10 protein-coding genes are annotated in these 16,016 nt (G+C 45.1%); 7 read left to right on the top strand and 3 right to left on the bottom strand.

The window, feature by feature from the left end:
- Nucleotides 1–223: 223 nt before the first annotated feature.
- The 3 genes from EAE90_RS16410 to EAE90_RS16400 form a co-directional block, all read right to left on the bottom strand.
- Nucleotides 224–6,211, bottom strand: a complete 5,988-nt coding sequence (locus tag EAE90_RS16410; protein WP_214054377.1) for a Tc toxin subunit A-related protein — start codon at nucleotides 6,209–6,211, stop codon at nucleotides 224–226.
- Nucleotides 6,168–6,857 carry a Tc toxin subunit A gene (locus EAE90_RS16405; protein WP_214054376.1) on the bottom strand — a complete coding sequence of 230 codons (690 nt, stop codon included), beginning with the start codon at nucleotides 6,855–6,857 and terminating at the stop codon, nucleotides 6,168–6,170. The genes EAE90_RS16410 and EAE90_RS16405 overlap by 44 nt, the downstream gene beginning before the upstream one ends.
- 609 nt (nucleotides 6,858–7,466) lie before the next feature.
- Complete coding sequence (locus tag EAE90_RS16400) at nucleotides 7,467–8,354, bottom strand: LysR family transcriptional regulator (protein ID WP_214054375.1); 888 nt, start codon at nucleotides 8,352–8,354, stop codon at nucleotides 7,467–7,469.
- Nucleotides 8,355–8,446: 92 nt separating this feature from the next.
- Here EAE90_RS16400 and EAE90_RS16395 point away from each other — a divergent pair, with 92 nt between their 5' ends.
- The 7 genes from EAE90_RS16395 to EAE90_RS16365 are packed head-to-tail and all read left to right on the top strand — an operon-like array spanning nucleotide 8,447 to nucleotide 16,002.
- The gene (locus EAE90_RS16395; RefSeq protein WP_214054374.1) at nucleotides 8,447–9,814 is read left to right on the top strand and encodes an MFS transporter; all 1,368 of its coding nucleotides are present in this window, start codon (nucleotides 8,447–8,449) and stop codon (nucleotides 9,812–9,814) included.
- On the top strand, nucleotides 9,793–10,197 hold the full coding sequence (locus tag EAE90_RS16390) for a hypothetical protein (RefSeq protein ID WP_214054373.1): 405 nt from the start codon (nucleotides 9,793–9,795) through the stop codon (nucleotides 10,195–10,197). The genes EAE90_RS16395 and EAE90_RS16390 overlap by 22 nt, the downstream gene beginning before the upstream one ends.
- A 14-nt stretch (nucleotides 10,198–10,211) precedes the next feature.
- The gene (locus tag EAE90_RS16385) at nucleotides 10,212–11,153 is read left to right on the top strand and encodes a flavin reductase family protein (RefSeq protein WP_214054372.1); all 942 of its coding nucleotides are present in this window, start codon (nucleotides 10,212–10,214) and stop codon (nucleotides 11,151–11,153) included.
- Between the two features lie 13 nt (nucleotides 11,154–11,166).
- Complete coding sequence (locus tag EAE90_RS16380) at nucleotides 11,167–12,459, top strand: aromatic ring-hydroxylating dioxygenase subunit alpha (RefSeq protein ID WP_214054371.1); 1,293 nt, start codon at nucleotides 11,167–11,169, stop codon at nucleotides 12,457–12,459.
- Nucleotides 12,452–12,934 (top strand): aromatic-ring-hydroxylating dioxygenase subunit beta, encoded by a 483-nt coding sequence (locus EAE90_RS16375; protein ID WP_214054370.1) that lies wholly within the window; start codon nucleotides 12,452–12,454, stop codon nucleotides 12,932–12,934. Before EAE90_RS16380 ends, EAE90_RS16375 begins: the two co-directional genes overlap by 8 nt.
- A gap of 8 nt (nucleotides 12,935–12,942) precedes the next feature.
- Nucleotides 12,943–14,643 (top strand): NAD(P)/FAD-dependent oxidoreductase, encoded by a 1,701-nt coding sequence (locus tag EAE90_RS16370; RefSeq protein WP_214054369.1) that lies wholly within the window; start codon nucleotides 12,943–12,945, stop codon nucleotides 14,641–14,643.
- A 15-nt stretch (nucleotides 14,644–14,658) separates the two neighbouring features.
- On the top strand, nucleotides 14,659–16,002 hold the full coding sequence (locus EAE90_RS16365; RefSeq protein ID WP_214054368.1) for an amidase family protein: 1,344 nt from the start codon (nucleotides 14,659–14,661) through the stop codon (nucleotides 16,000–16,002).
- Nucleotides 16,003–16,016: the final 14 nt, after the last annotated feature.

The raw sequence follows: 16,016 nt of genomic DNA, 5'->3' as shown, positions 1-16,016 counted from the left end.
TACGTCTGCTTATTTTGCGATCAAACATTAATGTAAATTTATATTTTGAACTAATGGATATCAAGGTTAATAATTTAACTAAGTGTAAATTTCTGTTTAAAACTGTTAATGGATGTAAGTTTTATAAATATTTAATTAACGTGACGATGTAATTTATTTGAATGAGGTTTATCAGCGGTCTGAGGCCCCGTTTTGGGGCCTGTTTTCGTGTTATGTTGAGTAGTTATTCAAGAATCGTGTAACGAATATGCAGAATGATATCGTTTAATGTTTGCAACATAGCTTTCTGCTTGCTGGTGGCATTTGGGAAACTTAATGTTAGTGTACCTTTATCATCAACGGTAATCCCTTCAAACGGCAGGAATTTGCCATCGTTGAAATCAAGCTGGAATTGACCGCTATCATTCATTCCGTGAGAAATTGCCAGCGCTTTACAACCTTTGGCTAACCCGGTGGCATCTCCGCTATAAGACAAAATCGCTTGTATGTCCTGATAGGGTCCTAACAGTGCTGGCAGAGAAACACTAATCTGCTTGATACGACGAGTTTTACCAATAGATGCTGGGTAATCGCTGCGAATGTTCAGGTCAGATAATGAAATGGACGCTTGTAGTGAGATTTTGGTATCGGTACCGGTGCCGAATGCCAGTTTATTACTACCGCTGCCGGCACTACCTGATCCTTTACCCGCCAATTCGGCGATTTTCTCCGCAAGATTGAATTTATCGCTGGATAATCCGGCATAGAATTCGGCCAGAGAAACGGTACGTTCCACTTCTAACGCGCGTTGATTCCGCTTCAGATGAGCATTTTCCATTTGTGCCAAGCTTAGCATCAAGGCTTCACCGGTGAGCAGGCCGGCATAGGTTCCTTGCCAGGCTCCGGGTTTAATGAAGCGCGCAGCGGTATCATTAGTTTCCCAACGATAAGCCAATTCAGCCATTAAACAACGGGCTACCGCCAAATCGTAGAATTGGAAGTAAATGGCGGCCAGCCGACCACGTAGCCAGTTATACAGTGCCTGATTGCTGAATTTACGTTGCAGGAAGGTCAGTTGCGCCTGAGTCTGTTCTTGCTGGGTTTTCAGGCTGGTTTTTTGCAATACGGCAGCTTCACGGCGCACTGTTAGCGATTTAAGCTGAGCATCGATTTGTTTTATCTCTGCTTCGGCATTATTACGCTGAATCTCCCATTCCTGACGGCGACGGCGATAAGTTTCAGACTGACCAATTTTATCCGCTTCGGTGTTCATGACATTAGCGGAGAATTCCATGACATTACCTGTCGCTTCGGCAATCGTCCCCCAACGGCTGCCACCATCAGCGAAGCCGAAAATGTTGGGCGCCAGATCAAGCGCAGCGCCTGCCAGACGTGATGCTTGCAGGGCGGTGCTGAGGCCAGCAACGGAGGCATACAATGCCATAGCCCGGTTTTCACCCGCATTGATATTTTCGTCGTATAACTTTTTGTAGCTGTCAAAGCGTGATTGCGCCCCGGCTTTGGATTTTTCCAGTACGGTTTTTTCCGCATCCAGCTCTGCGATGGTTTTGTCCTGTATACTCAGATTAGTCAATATCAATTCTGCTGCTTGATTCTGCAAGAGCGTGTTTAAAGCTTCCGCATCCTGACGTTCGATAATATTTTGTAACGTGGAGCCGAATTGAGTGAGCTGATTGACCATACCACGCGCATTTTCCAGCATGTGTGGGAAACGCCACAGTGACATAAATGGCTGTGAGAGAGCTACTCCACCTTCGGAGCTAGCGACAGCGGCGCTAAGTAATGCTTTTGGATCTGCCGGTGTAGCGTAAATAGGCAGATGTAGCGGTTGGCCGTCAATAGAGAGGTTATGACGCAGGTTATACAGCCGTTGTTCCAGTTTTTGCCAGTAGTTTTGCATCACTTCATTGACCTGTGGCAAGAAATGATCTGTCGGGTTGCTGTGCCGACTAACATCACCTTGTCGCAGAGCAGCCATTGCTTGGGCGTGTTGCTCTTGTTTTTCCGTTCTGGCAGCGTCGCCTAAACTCGGCTTGCTCCACTCTGAACTGAACGATAGATGAGGTTTATCGCCTAACAGATGCAGTGCTTGCATATACCACATCTTGGCTTCATTGAGCGTGTCTCGTTCTAACTGACGATAGGCATAATCTCCACGGTCCAGCAACAGATCTAGGGTGCGCATAAAAGTAACGACTTTATAGTGCATGGGATCATATTGCGCTATAGCATCGGGATCGACGGAATTGAGTGGATCATCGTTCCAACTGGTATCTTCCAACAACGGGCGAACATTCCAGTGGTAATGCTGAATTTGACCATGTTTAATATAACCAGATGGGTTCCAGATATATTTCAGCCAGCGATTAGCTTCATCGAAGTTTTGCTCGTGTAGCAAACGTTGAGCAATCAGCATCGGGGCATAGTAGAACAGTTCCCAAAAATAGAGGCTGTTAGCACCGCTGAAATCCATTGGTTCTGTGTTTTGATCGATAAGAATAGAAATATCAAGAAAACCTTTATATTTATTGACGATGGCATCAGTATCATTTATCACTATTGACTTATTATCTGCGTCATTAACTAACACAATTTTCTTATTAATTTCATCAAAATGAAATAAAGCAGTTTCCCATTTTTGTTGTTCAAAATAGAATTTATTCTTATATTTTACTGCTATTTCGACACGCGATTGTGTATTAGACCAAGGGATAAAAAGAGTGATGCTAGTTTCAGTGTCAGTTAATATTCCCTTGTAGTATAACTTCATCAATCCATTATCATTCCTTATGTGAATTTTAAACCAACGCTCATTGCCATGTACGTTTTGATCATATTTAGGAAGAGTGAGATAAGTAAAAAATCCTTTCCCTAACTGAGGTTCTGGCAATTTCTGTGTCTCTGTACTTAAGATAGTATCGATCCCGGCTGTGGCGCGATTAATTAATTTACGGGCAAACAGCGTATTGAGGCGAATACGATAACCTCCCAACTGCATATATTGTACCCCGTTTGTATCATGGTGAATAACCAAAATATTATCGTCATCAGTTGTCTCTGATGAAATGATCTCATGTCGATTGTTAACCCGTATGATGCGATTGCCCTCAATATTGGTATCAAACTGGTTACTAATATGAATTATATCATCGTCAGAATTGATATCTTCAAATAACATGTTTGAGGAGATACGTAGCCCTTGCATGAGTACTTCTGGTTTTTCTTCTATTTCTATTCTTGTTTTTTTTCTTTCTATTATTGAGGTTACTTCTAAATCATATTTTTCTACTAATTTTACTGCTTTATCCGCTGTTGTTACTATATCTATGATCTCTCTTTCATATTCGTTTGTTTTATCCTGTTTACTATAAAATATGACCAGTAATTTATCTTCGTCTTGATAATTTGCACAATAGAGCCTTGTTGGTTGCGTCATTAGTTCCTCTATCTTCTGTTGCATCTGTATCTTCGATTTCTTCTGGCCTTCTATTATTTCCTTTAGTTCCGTTATTGCTGGTGCTAGTTTCTTCTGCTCTGGTCTCTTCTCCAGTTGTACCAGATTCTGCTCTGATTGTTTCAATATTTCCTTAAATCTTACCCATTGCTCCTTTAATGACTCAGGTATTAAAACATTAGATACTTTGTCACTGACATCAAAGGTTATTGGTGTATTCCAGGTGCCGTCATAACGGATATGTGCTAATTTTAGTTCATAATGATAATCTTCAACGGTTTGATTATTATCTGCCTGTTTAGCAATTTTCTTTTGCTCCAGCCAGATCAGATACAGGCGAGATTGGAAAATTACTGGGCGAATAGTGTTCTTATAAGGATTTATTGGGCAATCAATTTTGTGCCATTCACTCCAGGCGTTAGCAGGAAACTTACCGTCATTGAATTTATTGTGATCCACACTACGCCAATAATGTTGGTTCACTTCTGTTTTACTGTATCCGATAAAGTAGGTTAATCCCTGATTGTTATTGATGCTGTCATGATAGGCGCTAATGATTTCCAGATTAGCCACCTGTTCGAACGACGTCAGATAAGACATAAAGGCGTCTTCTACCGTGTCGGTATTTAATTGACTCTGGCTGATGGATTGCAGCAACGTATCCATCATTTTTGTTCGCCCAATTCGTATTGTCGGATCGATATAATTTTCAGGGTAGTAGACAAGCTTAGCAATGCCAGCCCAGGTGCTGTAGCGTTTGTTGTACTTATCCCAATTGGTAAAGAACGGATGGCAGATGACACTTGTGATTGTATCGCCTTCCATCTTTTTCAATGCCCGGTTGACATACAGTTGGATGCTGGCGATAGCTTCCGCAATCGGGGTGGTTTTGATGGCGGCGGAAACTTGGTTATCAATCAATAAATACTGGTACAGATCATCACGGTTTTTAATCGCTGGATTTTGACTAGCAACTTGACCGATATAGTATTTACTCAATGCGGCGCTACGAGACTCATCCAGAAAAATATGCAGGGCATCGGCCTTTTGGGTGTCCAGTCCTGCGGTTAATGTCGCAGCGACGTTTTCCCATTTGTCATAGGTCTGGGGGAGGGCTGTGGTTAATAATTTCACCAGATCTGAAACGCTTTGCGGAGAAACGTTCAATTGACGCGCGATATTAATCCATTGCAGGATGGCGTCGATAGATGTCCAGTTGGAGAAATTAACTTTGGCTTGAGTCTTGGCTTGCTCCAGTAGATTTTTATCAAGACTCATGGCATCAGCCAGCTGTTTGGCTTCTAATGTTCCTTTTTCAAATTCGGCCAATACAGAAGAGGCTTTTTCACCCAGAGAGTTAACCCAGTTAGTAAAACGGGTTAGCATGATCAGCGATAATGCATTGTGTGTTGACGTTGTTCCTGCGGTAAGGCCAAAGAGTTGTGGTTGTGTGACAAACAGACGTAAGGTGTTTTCACTAAGGCCGATGGAATGATAAATCAGCGCCAGTTGTGCCAGACACTGGCAATATTGGACTGTTTGTTCTTCTGTTACAGTGGGGGAGTGTTCTGGGTTGTGTTGAGATTGCAACCCTTCCCAGAATTTTGTTGCGGTCATTGCACCAGCGCCAGGTTTTAGTTGATCTGCCCAGGTGAGTACATAGTGAGCGGCATTTTCAGACGGCAATTGCAGAGCGGCGGCGATATAAGGAGACATTTTCAACAGAAGATTTGTCTCATTTTCGCTGTTAACGCCTTGCAAACCATTGTAAACAGCATCTAGCAGGTTCTGGATTTCTGGAGTCAGGTTTTTGTTATAGCTGGTGGTAGTCATCATAAACAACAGGTACGTATTCCATTTCTGTGTACGCAACCACTGGGTAACGCGATAAAGTTTGTCGATCAGAACAACCAGATTGTCATCATTAATCCCAGATAAATGAGTTGATCCTTCATCTATGGCAACCAGCAGTAAATTCAGCTCATTAACAGTTAACTGATGGATATCCGCCAGTAATTTGGCTAAATAGAGATAAGAAATATTAGTTAAATTATTGATTATTTTTCCATTGTCATTATCACAATGAGTCATCTTTAGTAATTGGTAAAGTGAAATATCATCGACATTAAAAGCCCGTTTGAGCACTTCTTTTTGCCAGCTATCTGTATTGTTTGGGCTTAAATTAATCTCTTCATCCCAAACGTGAAAATCCTGACCATTCAATGGTGGGGTATTAAATAAACGACTAAATTGATCGGAACTACGGCTATAATAATTTTGTGAAATTGGTGCATTACACAGGATCAATTCAGTTTCAGCATCAATATTGTAGCGTTGCATATAGTATTTAACGCGAAAGATTTTCTTTAATATCTCTGGGTTGATGTCTGGTATATCGTTCAGATCATCGTATATAGTAGGGCTATATTCCAGAGCGATTTCTATCGGTTGGGATATTGCCTGATAAGTTCTACTAAAGGCAATGTTTTTAAGGGATTCTGGTGCCATTTCTGTGGCTCGTGACAGAAGAATAGTTTTATTAAGCCTGAGTAGATAATATTGAGCCGGTTGTTGGCTGCCATATTCGGAATTCATTTCATCATGTATTAGCTTAATATTTCGTTGGTCAATAAACTGGTTAACTTCTTCATCAGTAAAATTATAATAGCTTTTTAGAGATTCTAGCGTTGCCATTAAAGAGGGCTGAATATCGTCAAAGTTTTTTTTTATAGAGCGTTTTAATCTCTTCTTCGTCATCTGTAATCTGCTCTGTTAGGATATTAAATAGCTCTGGAGAGATGGAAATATTAATCTCTAATAGGGAAGCTTGATATTTCAACTTGGCGATATCTGTTTCTGGGGATGGGCTAAATTGGTCGAATATTGGATTTTGTAACTGAATAACTTTGCATATATTTTCATAAGCATCGTGATACGGCATCGAACCCGTAGGGCGAAAGGTTGATAGCGCTTTCATCACGCTAGTATGGCCTTCCAACCCGTTCAGCGTCTTAATCCCTTCCAGCAACACTTTATTAGATAGAGAAAGTGTAGAAACTTCATCATCCATATTTTGCTGGCTGAGTGTCAGTAATTTTAAATCAGGGCGGCGTTTATCCAAATGATAATTGGAATTATCTGCATGTAAACCGCGCGCCTGCCGATAAAGTTCAGTCAGATAAGCGGCGGGAGAGAACATAGAAGCAACTGAGCCGGGGGCGACATACTGGCTGGCGCGGCCACCGAATTTACTGTTATAACCTTGCTGATCAGCATGATGCTCTGTAATAGCAAGATGTATTGCATTTTGTAGTTGGGGATTAGCACGTTTGATAATATTTGCTTCATGCAGTCGGTTAACTTTTTGTTCCTGTTGCGTCAGTTCGGGAGTGAGTGTGCTCATGATTATTCCTTCTAAATGTTAAGTAAATAAAACACTTATGCTGCCCTGAGTCCCATGAATACCGTAAAAAGATGCTTAATGTTCATTAAGAGAAGACAGCAAATATGACGTTTGATAACAAAATGAAACAGGTTGAAAATGGCTGAAAAATAAAAAGGTATTATTCAACTGTTAACTATTTCATAAAGTTATTATCTATTGTTTCTCTAAATTCCTGTGACAATGCAATAACAAAATTTATCATTATATGACAACTAATATAATTAATTGATAATAACAATATGAAATAATTACTTTTGTTTCATATGATATATTATGAAAAATAAGATGATTAATATTTTGTGGTACTCATGAAAGGCTAATTGGAGGGCATTATGGTGGGGCGCCATGAAAAATAATAAATTAACGTTTATTTATTACCCCTCATATGTCCAATTCAGTATTGCTGCTAACACAGTTCGCTTCCTTTGAGCTGTGTTAGCGTATTTTTATCCGGTACAACTCAAAATCAACTAAGTTGATGAACAGATATTTTCGTGGGGGTAACATGGATGTCATATTTAAAAATACCATATTAAAATCATCCAGTTTCTCCATACTTACTCATAGCTAAATTCGTAAATTTTCCAGTAGATAATCAATAAAAATGCGGCTTTTACGCTGCATTCGGGCATTATTCGGAAAAATAATGGTGACTGCTTGTTCCGGTAATTGATAATTCGGAAAAAGCTGTACCAGGTCACCGCGCATCAGATCGTCACGTACCATCCATTCAGGCAGCACCGCCACACCTAACTTTGAGAGTGCCATTGAGCGTATCGCTTCTGAGGAGTTAGAAGTATATCTGGCTTTGCCGCGAATGCTGATGGTAGGTAGGGTCGGATGACCCAGATCCCATTGGGTGGGAGCCTGTAAATTATTGTTGGCGATCCAGTCCACGTTGTTCAGCTCGCTTGGTTCCTTAAGCTGATGTTGTTCAAGCCAGCCGGGTGAGGCCACAAGCTGAATAGCATAGCTGGTAAGGCGTCGGCTTTTCAGGGTGGAGTCTCGTAGTGTGCCAAGCCGAATAGCAAGATCAAGCCGTTCGGCAATGAGATCGTTCAGGGAAGAGCCTGCAAAATAACTGATCTCAAGCTGGGGATAAATTTTGCAGAATTCGCCAATTAAGGGTAAAAGAAACTTTTCACCAAATTCTGGAGTAGCAGTAATACGTAGTGCGCCAGCCAAAGAGTGGTGCCGTTCGGCTACATTATCAAAGGCGTTCTGAATATTATTAAATATTTCCTTGAAGTCGTTGTAAAAATTCTTTCCGGCTTCTGTCAATGCAATCCCTCGGGTATTGCGCAGTAATAAAGGAACATCTAATTCCTCTTCCAGCGATTTAACATGAATACTTGCCATTGCTTTACTGATGAAAAGACTTTCTGCTGCACGGGTAAAAGATCCGCAATCCACAACAGAAAGGAAGGTCTGGATTCGGTTTAAATGATTCTGCATTTTATTGTTAAATTAACTTAAAAGGAGTATTAAATTTATATTAATAGACGTAATGAATCAAGAAATTATATATTTACGCAGGAGGAAAAATAATGACTTATCGCTATCGTATTGCATTGATTTTTCTAGTTGGCTTTTTTATAGACTGTGTAAATATTTTCATGTCGGCAATTGCCTTACCGGATATTGCCGATGAAATGTCTGTTTCCGAATCCAGTGTCGCGTGGGTCGTAAACAGTTATATTTTGGGACTGACTCTGGTTATTCCCATCAGTAACTGGCTTGCTGGTCGTTTTGGCACACGCCAGATTATGACCGCTTCAATGTTGCTATTCTCTGTGGCTGCGTTGTTTTCTGGGTTGGCAAACCATTTTTACAGCTTGGTGCTATGGCGTTTCATTCAAGGGCTGGGTGGTGGTCTATTGATCCCTGTAGGTCAGGCGTTGGCTTTTGGCCTGTTTAAGCTACATGAACGTGCAAAAATTTCGACGCTGGTAATGGCTGTGGCGCTGATTGCTCCTGCCGTCTCCCCAGGCGTAGGGGGGATGATTGTTGATCAGTACAGTTGGCGTTGGGTTTTTCTTAGCAATATTCCTTTCAGTTTGTTGGCGGCGCTGTTGGCATGGATTTGGATTCACAGCGAAAAAAAACCTGTCCAGCGTCCTGATCTTAAGGGGTTACTGCTGGTCAGCTGCTCTCTGGCGTCGCTGTTGCTTGGTCTTTCCATGTATGCAGATGCTTCATCGAAGCTCCTGCCGGTAATAGCGTTAATTTGTGGTTGCTTGTTCGTTCTATTCTACCTGCGTCATTTCCGCCGCTCTGGAGAAGCGATCCTTGATTTGAATGTATTGAAAAATAGCCGTTTGCGTTTCTCTGTGTGGGTTTATTATGCAGTACCAGGGGTTTTCACCGGCGTCAATTTGCTGAACATCTTCTATTTACAACAGGAGTTGGGCTGGTCAGCGGAAAAAACCGGGTCTCTGATGATTCTATATGCCGTCGGGGCATTTTGCGCCATGCTGACTTGTGGTCGCCTATACAACCGTCTGGGGGCTGTACGTCTTTTCTTCTGCGGTCTGGTGCTCCATGCGCTTGGTATCGCTTTACTGGCCACTATCAATCATGGAAATGATCTACCAAGCCTCGTTGCTGCTTATTTGCTGATGGGTATCGGTGGTGGTATTGGCGCCAATACCGCGCAGACTACCGCATTGATGGATTTTGAAGATGAGGCGCTCTCTCGCGCCAGCGTGATCTGGAATCTTAATCGACAGATGTCATTCAGCACAGGCGCGGCCCTTTTTACCATGATTTTTAATCTGTTGCAGCGGGAGTATATTTCCGCCAGCGCTTATCACTTAACCTTTATTATTGCAGCATTATTCGGCTTGCTGCCGTTAATTAAGTTGCGTCAACTAAAAAAACATGCGGAGAAGATATGCGAGAAGAGCGAGAGTTAATTGCCCGTCAGAGCGTTATTGAACTTCATCAATGGATTGAAGACGTTTTTACCAATAATCAGCAAAAAGGTAATGCGTCTATGGAGAAATTGCTGGCGAGTTTCAGTCCTGATTTCTCCATGATTACCACTGGCTGTCAGAGTGTCACACTTAACCAGGTGGAAGCGTTGTTTCGTAATAATATCGGTAGTCGTCCGGGGTTAAAGATTGATATTGATGCTTGTGAAGTTATTATTTCGGCAGATGATCATGTTGCCCTGCGCTATCGTGAAACGCACACCAGAGATGGCGAAATTGAGCGTCGTTGGTCGCTGGTCATTATCACTTTCAGCGAAGGAAATGCTTGCTGGCATTATCTACATGAAACACCGGCTGTGGAATAAGGACGTACCATACCATGATGAAATATCTGGTCACTCATGCGTACAGTTTGTCGGACTCGGTACGGGAATTCACCCTGGCAATATCCGAAGGCTCTGCGCCGCAACTGACGCCAGGCTGTCATTTTCGTGTGTTTATTCCCACCATAAATGACTGGCGGCACTACTCCTGCGTGATGTTTTCATCTGAGACGCGGGAAATCACCTTTGCCATTCGCTTGAATGACTGCTCGTCAAGCAGTCGTTATTTGGCTTCGTTACAGGAAGGTGATGTGGTGACGCTGGAAGGTCCTTTTAATCATTTTCCTGTCCTCAATGCGGAAGGGAAAGGGAGAAACATTGTTATCGCCGGAGGAATTGGCATCACGCCGCTCACCGGCATCGTAGCACGACAATGCGAGGCTGGCCGTACACCTCAGTTCCACTATTACGCCGCCACGCGTGAGCAGGCCATTTACTCTGATGAAATTATCAAGTTGGTTGGTGAGCAATGTCATTTTCACTTTGCCGACGGTAAGAAAATCTCGATTCAGCAATTGTTGCAAGATCTTACTGCGGCAGATCGTATTCACGTATGTGGCCCAGCTCGCTTATTGAACGATGTCCTGCATTATTGCGACAGCCAGGGTTTTCCACGTTGTCAGATCGCTTTTGAACTGTTTGGTACGGTACCCGTCAGTATTGAGGGCGACGAGGGATATGAAGTAGAAGCCGTCGAATCAGGCATCACTGTTAAGGTGGCTCCCGGCCAGTCGCTATTGGATGCGCTGGAGGCAGTTGGCCTCGAGCTGTTGTCAGATTGCCGTCGGGGCGAATGCGGTCTCTGTGCTCTTGAAGTGCTGGAAGGCGAGGTTGAACATCACGATTTCATTATGAGTCCAGAAGAGGCCGCCGCCAGCGACATGATTTACCCTTGTGTTTCGCGTGCCAAAGGTACGCATCTGAAAATTGCTTTGTGAGTCATAATAACAAATGAACGAAAATCCCCGGTTTAAAGGCGGAGAGATTCATAAATCCGTCTATCTCGATCAAACAATCTTTGCTGCCGAACAAAAATATATTTTTGCTTCCTGTTGGAGCTATCTTGGCCATGACAGCCAACTCCCGGAAGTAGGAGATTATCTGACTACTACAATCGCGATGCAGCCGTTGGCTGCGATACGTCAGAAGAATGGCGAGATTGTTGTTCTTTATAACCGTTGCCCGCATAAAGGGGTTAAAGTGTTGGCAGAGCCAGCAGGGAATACCGGGCGTTTTCTACGTTGCCCCTATCATGCTTGGACGTTTCAGACTTCGGGCGAGCTGTTGAGCATTCCGGTGAAAAAAGAGTATTCCACCTGTACTTTCGCCGCCTGCGAGGCGAGTGCAGGGATGCAACGAGTACCGAACGTGGTTAATTACCGAGGCTTTATCTTTGTACGTCTAAGTGATGAAGGGCTTCCTTTTGAAACGTTCTTTGGCGACTCTTTGTCAACGTTGGATAACATGGTCGATCGTTCTCCAGAAGGATCTCTGCGCGTAGTTGGTTTACCTTTGCGTCACCGTCACCGCTGTAACTGGAAGATGGTCGTGGATAACCAAACCGACACTTGCCACCCTATGGTGGCCCATGAGTCATCGGCAGGTGAAGCGGTCAAGTTGTGGGAAAATGTTGATAAACAGACCACACAGCCAATGGCAGTGGAATTATTTTCGCCGTTCATGGCTTCACACGCTTTTTTTGCTGATATGGGCATCCGTGTCTGGCCCAACGGTCATGGTCATACTGGCGTCAGCAACTCCATCCATAAAGATTATTCCGCCATTCCTGGTTATTGGGAGCGAATGGTTGCCAGCTACGGGGAGACAAAGGCAGCTCAGATTCTGGGCGACACCCGTCACAACACCGTCTATTTTCCAAACCTGATGGTAAAAGGGCCAATTCAAACGTTACGCATCATCCAGCCAATCGCTGTGGATGAAACAGTGGTGGAGTCCTGGATTTTTGAGCTGGTTGGTGCTCCTCAGGCGATGCTGGAAAGGACTGTACAGTACAACAATCTAATCAACTCTCCTTGTTCCATGGTCGCACATGACGACGTAGAGATGTATGAACGCGCCACCGAAGGTCTGAAAAGCCAAGCCAGTGAGTGGGTTAATGTGGCACGTCTCTACGAACATGGTGAAAGCTGGTCACAAACGGCCATCACATCGGGCACCAGTGAAGTCGCAATGCGTAACTTTTACGCCATGTGGCAAAAAATGATGGAGATGGAATATGCATAATAACAATGTTGCTGAAATCCTCACGGATCTCATCTACAGAGAAGCTTGGCTGCTGGACGAACAAGATTACGACACATGGTTGAGCCTGCTTGCCGACGATTACATTTTCTGGATGCCGCTGAGTCGCAATCAGGATAGTCCCCTAACGGCATCATCGTTGTTGTATGAGGATCATTTCTTGACGCGGCTGCGTATTAACCGTCTCAATAACGCCCGGAATTTCTCGCAGCAACCACGTAGCCGCTCACACCATGTTATCCAGCGGCCGCAGATTTTCTGTGAAACCGGCGCCAGTGATGCACGGAGCGTCAGCCAGGTACTTTACACCGAAACCCGCAGCGACAATGAGAGGCATTATGCTGCACAAACCGAACATCATTTTCGTTTGCTAAATGGCGAATGGAAAATCACAGCCAGAAAAGTTGTATTAGTTAACCCTCAACGCCCTTTGGACAGTCTGCAACTAATTATCTAAATTCTATAATGAAAACATTAACTACCTCCGGGGATCGCCTGCGCGTTTTCCCCTATATTGACTTGCTTTACGATTATGGCTCCTTCCTCATTCGGGCGGAAAACTTTGGGTCTGCGGGCCAACTGTCACAGGAAGTAGCTGACAGTCGGATCGCAATCGTAGGAGCCGGTTTAAGCGGCCTTATTGCTGCTTATGAATTGCTACGCGCTGGGGCTAACCATGTAACGCTTTACGAGGCTGAGCCTGGTCGCCACGGCGGCCGTCTGTTCAGCCAAGTGTTCGATCCTGATATGCCGGAATATATCGCTGAAATGGGTGCAATGCGTTTTCCTCCTACTGAAGTCGGCCTTTTCCATTATCTGGAAAAGTTTGCTATCGACACTGCGGTCACCTTTCCTGATCCCGGTATTGTTGATACGGAAATTCATTATCAAGGTGAAGCGATGAGTTGGAGTGCCGGCTCCATGCCGCCTGATCTGTTTAGACGTGTCGATCGGGGCTGGAAAGCCTTTTTGACCGAAGGTGCGGAATTGGATGATGGAACTCGATTGACAGCGCCTCACGACATTACCCAGGCGTTGATTGAAGGTCGTCTTACAGATGCGCGTGAGGCTTGGCAGATCTATCTGGATAACTTTGGCGACAGTTGCTTCTATTCCGCACTGGTTCGGTTGTTTACCGGCCGTCGCCCACCCGGAGGAGAAGCTTGGCGGAAACCGCAGGATTTCCATTTGTTTGGTTCGCTGGGCATTGGTTCTGGTGGGTTTCAGCCGGTTTTTAGAGCAGCTTTTATTGAAATTTTACGTTTGGTGGTTAACGGTCTGGAAGATGACCAGCGTCTTGTACCGGCGGGGATTTCTACCTTAACCGACAGGCTGGCTGCCAGTAAATTTAACGGCCAGTCGCTGGCGCAACGAATTTGCTATCAGAAGGTCACGAAAATCCAGCGCCTTGATGAAGGCGGCTTCCTTGTCTACTGCGCTGACGGGAATGTCACCGTCAATGATCGCGTTATTGTCACGACTTCCACTCGTGCTATGCAGGTGAATTTGCAATTGATACACGATCGTGGGTTGTTGCCAGCCGGAGTGATACGTGCCGTCAATGAAACCCATCTGATCGGTTCTTCCAAGCTATTTGTGCTGACTCGCGACAAGTTCTGGCTAAAACAGGGGCTGCCACACACCATACTTTCTGATACTTTGGTTAAAGGGGTTTATTGCTTGGACTATCAGCCAGATAACCCGGATGGTCATGGCGTGGTGTTGATCAGCTACACTTGGGAGGATGATTCCCACAAGCTGGTAACCTTGCAGGACAAAGCAGCAAGGTTGAAGCGGTTGGTTTCCGAGCTGGCTCAGACTGCCCCTGATTTTGCCCGTTACTTGATGCCAATGAATGGTGATTCTCGTTATATTCTTGAATATGACTGGCTGACGGACCCTCAGGCGCTGGGTGCCTTTAAGCTCAATTATCCTGGCGATGAACGTTATTCGGAAGCGCTGTTTTATCAGTTTCAGAGCGCCAGAGATAAGGCAACCGACACAGGATTGTACCTGGCGGGTTGCAGTTGCTCCTTTACTGGCGGTTGGGCTGAAGGTGCGGTACAAACTGGCATTAATGCCGCTTGTGCAGTGATCCACAGTCTGGGGGGCAGGTTACTGGCTGACAATCCGCTAGAGAATATGTCCCGACATTATCATTATTAACCCCATGAAGAGACGATGATGATAAACCCTTCTTTGTTACTGGCCGCTGAGGCGGCCATGAATATGTCACCGCATGGTTTCAGGCAAAACCGTCAAAAACGATTGCGACAGTACCAGCGCAGTCGTCATCAGAAGGCGTTTATCGCGCTGGATGAAGCACGGCTTGGCGGCAGTATGAGCCAACAAGCAGATGGCCTCCTGCCGCTGTGCGGATTGCCTTTTTCCTGTAAGGACAATATTAATGCTGTCGGTTTCGCTACCACAGCGGGTACTCCTGGCCTTGCGGATTTCTTCCCCTCGAGTGACGCTGATATTGTCGCCCGGCTGAAAGTGCTAGGTGCGGAGCTCGTTGGCAAGAACAATATGCACGAGCTATCCTTCGGTGTCACTTCATGCAACGGCACCTGGGGCCATGTACTCAACCCGTGCAGTGAAGCGCATATTGCAGGCGGCAGTAGCGGCGGCAGTGCTGCCGCTGTCGCTGCTGGGGTGGTGGCCTTTTCAGTAGGCACGGATACCGGCGGCTCAGTGCGCATTCCTGCGGCGTTGTGCGGTGTGGCAGGCTTTCGTCCCTCCACGGGGCGTTACCCCACAGACGGCATTGTCCCAGTATCTCATACCAAAGATACCCCGGGGTTTATTGCCCCTCAGGTCGCTGATATTGCGTTTCTTGATGCGCAGTTGATGAGGGGGACCGTTCCTTTACCTGTCATGCCTCGTCGTCTTGGCGTGTCTGAAGCGTTTCTGTGGAGTGGGTTGGATGAAAGCGTGGAACAACCGTGCCGTGTGGCGTTGGCAAGGCTGGTTGAGGCCGGTGTTACGTTGGTGCCGGTGGATGACCGTCACTGGGGGGAGATGAATGCTGAAATTCAGTTCCCTGTACCCTTTTATGAATTTTTTATCGACTTCCCGCGTTTTCTACTGGCTCATGGCTTAGAAGAACGTTTCACTTCGATCTTGGGACAGCTTAAGGATGAGCATGTGCGCCGTATTTTGCTTAATCAGTTGGAGCAAGCTCCCCTCTCGTGGAGTGACTATCTGACAGGGTTGATGACCATTGGTAAGCTGCGTAATGCCTGGAGGGCTGCTTTTGAAAAACATCGACTGGATGCTATGGTCTTTCCAACGGTGACCTGTGCCACACCACGTCATGATCAAGCCAGTTGTGAAGGTATTTTTGAGCAGTTGGTGCGCAATACCGATTTAGCCAGTAATTTGGGGGCGCCCAGTATCACTCTGCCGGTGGCGCCTGCTGGGCAACTGCCTGTCGGGTTATCATTGGAGGGTTTGCCGGGTGACGATGTGAAGTTGCTGGCATTGGCTCAAGCGGTCACTTCCCTGCTGGGTAATCACTCGTAGTAATTGTGCGCATT

The organism is Photorhabdus caribbeanensis, from assembly GCF_018448885.1.
Lineage (GTDB): Bacteria > Pseudomonadota > Gammaproteobacteria > Enterobacterales > Enterobacteriaceae > Photorhabdus > Photorhabdus caribbeanensis.
The sequence above is the reverse complement of the archived record's forward strand: the minus strand, read 5'-3'. Positions and strand labels throughout refer to the sequence as shown.

Bases quoted from the DNA above. Each gene is read 5' to 3' on its own strand.
- EAE90_RS16410 (WP_214054377.1), bottom strand. From the start codon at position 6,211: ATGACGAAGAAGAGATTAAAACGCTCTATAAAAAAAAACTTTGACGAT.
- EAE90_RS16405 (WP_214054376.1), bottom strand. From the start codon at position 6,857: ATGAGCACACTCACTCCCGAACTGACGCAACAGGAACAAAAAGTTAAC.
- EAE90_RS16400 (WP_214054375.1), bottom strand. From the start codon at position 8,354: ATGCAGAATCATTTAAACCGAATCCAGACCTTCCTTTCTGTTGTGGAT.
- EAE90_RS16395 (WP_214054374.1), top strand. From the start codon at position 8,447: ATGACTTATCGCTATCGTATTGCATTGATTTTTCTAGTTGGCTTTTTT.
- EAE90_RS16390 (WP_214054373.1), top strand. From the start codon at position 9,793: ATGCGAGAAGAGCGAGAGTTAATTGCCCGTCAGAGCGTTATTGAACTT.
- EAE90_RS16385 (WP_214054372.1), top strand. From the start codon at position 10,212: ATGATGAAATATCTGGTCACTCATGCGTACAGTTTGTCGGACTCGGTA.
- EAE90_RS16380 (WP_214054371.1), top strand. From the start codon at position 11,167: ATGAACGAAAATCCCCGGTTTAAAGGCGGAGAGATTCATAAATCCGTC.
- EAE90_RS16375 (WP_214054370.1), top strand. From the start codon at position 12,452: ATGCATAATAACAATGTTGCTGAAATCCTCACGGATCTCATCTACAGA.
- EAE90_RS16370 (WP_214054369.1), top strand. From the start codon at position 12,943: ATGAAAACATTAACTACCTCCGGGGATCGCCTGCGCGTTTTCCCCTAT.
- EAE90_RS16365 (WP_214054368.1), top strand. From the start codon at position 14,659: ATGATGATAAACCCTTCTTTGTTACTGGCCGCTGAGGCGGCCATGAAT.